Origin of the sequence: Hyunsoonleella rubra, assembly GCF_042684665.1 — a bacterium.
Classification (GTDB): Bacteria; Bacteroidota; Bacteroidia; order Flavobacteriales; family Flavobacteriaceae; genus Jejuia; species Jejuia rubra.
The window spans coordinates 1-2,943 of record NZ_JBHULY010000030.1 but is presented as its reverse complement, the minus strand read 5'-3'; the positions used below and the strand labels follow the sequence as shown (position 1 = coordinate 2,943).

Annotated in this window: 4 protein-coding genes; all 4 read left to right on the top strand. The window is 34.0% G+C overall.

Annotated features, from left to right (window positions below; translation table 11 throughout):
- The first annotated feature begins 234 nt into the window (after positions 1-234).
- From ACFSR8_RS12985 to arsB, 4 genes are read left to right on the top strand one after another with little or no spacing between them, the layout of a single operon-like run.
- On the top strand, positions 235-567 hold the full coding sequence (locus ACFSR8_RS12985; protein ID WP_380292690.1) for an ArsR/SmtB family transcription factor: 333 nt from the start codon (positions 235-237) through the stop codon (positions 565-567).
- A gap of 48 nt (positions 568-615) precedes the next feature.
- A complete protein-coding gene (locus tag ACFSR8_RS12980) occupies positions 616-1,083 on the top strand; it encodes a DUF6428 family protein (RefSeq protein WP_380292688.1) in 468 nt (155 codons plus the stop codon).
- A gap of 19 nt (positions 1,084-1,102) precedes the next feature.
- Positions 1,103-1,735 (top strand): arsenate-mycothiol transferase ArsC, encoded by a 633-nt coding sequence (locus tag ACFSR8_RS12975; protein WP_380292686.1) that lies wholly within the window; start codon positions 1,103-1,105, stop codon positions 1,733-1,735.
- A gap of 3 nt (positions 1,736-1,738) precedes the next feature.
- Positions 1,739-2,785, top strand: coding sequence for an ACR3 family arsenite efflux transporter (gene arsB / locus ACFSR8_RS12970; protein ID WP_380292684.1), 1,047 nt, complete (start codon positions 1,739-1,741; stop codon positions 2,783-2,785).
- Positions 2,786-2,943 lie beyond the last annotated feature (158 nt).

The following is a 2,943-nucleotide window of genomic DNA, read 5'->3' as shown; positions in this document are numbered from 1 at the left end:
ATTAGTCGGAAATTTACTATTTTTAATACTTAATTAAACTTGCATGGCAAACATACGAGCCGAGACCGTTACCCACAAGCTAAAAGCCAACCGCACAAACAGCACATTTATTTTTTCCAACGCTCAATTCCAACGCTCAAAAAATAAAAGAGCTGTTTTTTGCCAACGCACGAAGAAAACTTTGAACATTGAAATATTAATCGTAATATTGCAATGAATTAATTAAGAATAAAAATGGGATTAGCAAAAACCGAAATGTTTACCGACAAACAAAATGAAATTTCTCTTTTTGCAAAAGTATTCGGACATCCTGCAAGAGTAGCGATTTTACAACATTTATTTAAAATTAACTCTTGTGTTTGCGGAGACTTGGTAAACGAAATTGGTTTGGCTCAACCAACAATCTCACAACATTTGAAAGAATTAAAACATTTGGGCTTGATAAAAGGCAATGTAGAAGGAACAAGCGTTTGCTACTGTATTCACCAAGAAAATTGGACTGCAATGAAAACTGTAATGTCCGAATTTCTTAATCAAGACCTAATAGATAAACAAGAATGCTGTTAAAAAAATTTAAAACATTTAATCGTATAATCGCAATAAACAAATAGAGTTATGAAATTATCACAAGTAAAATCAGTATTAAAAGAATTGGAAACTGTTGGTTTTCAATTGCCAAACGGACAATTAGTGCCAAATCATTTTCACGTAACAGAAGTTGGTAAAATCACAAAACATTTTATCGACTGTGGTGGAACTGTGAGAAACGAAGAAGTCGCAAATTTTCAACTTTGGAATGCAAACGACTACGACCACAGGCTACATCCAGAAAAACTATTAAATATCATTGAGCTTTCAGAAAAGATACTCAACATTCAAGATTTAGAAATAGAAGTAGAATATCAAGCAGATACAATTGGAAAGTTCGGTCTTGATTTTGACGGACAATACTTTTTGTTGACCAAAAAACAAACCGACTGTTTGGCTAAAGACAAATGCGGAATTCCAGTCGAAAAAACCAAAGTAGAACTATCAACCTTAAATGAAGAACCTTGTTGTTCACCAGATGGAAACTGTTGCTAATTAAATAAATATAAAGAAAATGACAACAACAAAACCAACCTTATTTTCAGAAATAGAAAATTTAATCAAAACATTAAATACAGAAATTATTTCAAGCGAACGTAAAACAGTTTTGCAACCGCTAACTGATTATATTCAGTCCAAGGTTTCTGAAAACAAAGAAATCCGTATCAACTTTATCTGTACTCACAATTCACGAAGAAGTCATTTATCGCAAGCTTGGGCTCAAACAATGGCAAATTACTTCAATATCAAAAATGTGTTTTGTTATTCGGGCGGAACAGAGGCTACAGCACTTTTTCCTATGGTTGCCGAGACTTTGCAAAATTCAGGTTTTCAGATTAAAACAATTTCAAAAAACGAAAACCCAATTTACAGTATCAAATATGCTGACAACGAGCATCCAATAATTGGCTTTTCAAAAAAATTAGATGACGACTTTAATCCCAAATCCGAATTTGTAGCAATTATGACTTGCTCGCAAGCAGATGGTGGTTGTCCATTTATTGCAGGTGCAGAAAAACGAATTCCAATTACTTTTGACGACCCGAAAGCATTTGACAACACACCACAACAGGCAGAAAAATACGAAGAGAGAAGTTTGCAAATTGCAACTGAATTATTTTACGTTTTTTCTCAACTAAATTCTTAAAAAATGGCGACAAAAAAATTAAGTTTTCTCGACAGAAACCTAACGCTGTGGATTTTTGTTGCAATGGCTATTGGTGTTGGACTTGGGTATTTTATTCCAACTTTCCCTAACATTATAAACTCATTTAGTAGCGGAACAACAAATATTCCTATTGCAATCGGTTTGATTTTAATGATGTATCCACCTTTGGCAAAAGTAAATTATTCATTATTGCCAAAAATTTTTAGAAATACCAAAATCCTTTCGATTTCACTTATTCTAAATTGGGTAATTGGTCCAGTTTTAATGTTTGTTTTGGCAATTACATTTTTACGAGATTATCCCGAATATATGGTCGGACTAATTTTAATTGGATTGGCTCGTTGCATTGCAATGGTTTTAGTTTGGAACGACCTTGCAGAAGGCAGTAGCGAATACGGAGCAGGTTTGGTAGCATTGAACAGTATTTTTCAAGTCTTCGCTTACAGCTTTTATGCTTGGATTTTTATTACAGTTCTTCCACCCTATTTTGGATTTGAAGGAGCAATCGTAGATATTTCAATCGGAACAATTGCAGAAAGTGTCGCTATTTATTTAGGTATTCCTTTCGTGATGGGAATTTTAAGCAGATTAATTTTAGTCAAATTAAAAGGCGAAGATTGGTATTCAAATAAATTCATTCCGACAATTTCGCCAATAACTTTAATAGCACTTTTATTTACAATCGTAGTTATGTTCTCACTAAAAGGAGAATTGATTGTAGAAATTCCAATGGACGTTTTGATTATTGCAGTTCCTTTACTTGTCTATTTTGCGCTAATGTTCATTATTGGTTTTTTCTTTACCAAAGCTTCAGGAGCAGAATATGACAAAACGGCTTCAGTTGCATTTACAGCAGCAGGAAATAATTTTGAATTAGCAATTGCAGTTGCTATTGCTGTTTTCGGACTGAATTCAGGACAAGCATTTGCGGGAGTAATTGGTCCGTTAGTTGAAGTTCCTGCATTGATTTTATTGGTTCGAGTTTCATTTTGGTTACGGAAAAAATATTACGGAAAAGCCAAAGCTTAGAGCCATACACATTTGCAATTCTCACAAGCCAACGCTACACCAAAAATTGCAAAAGAGTATGTCTTTGCCCACGCTGAAAACCTAACTGAATGAAAAAGTCGAGTAGGTAAAGGGGAATCTCACCCCTAAACCTCTCACAGAACCGTACGTGATACTCT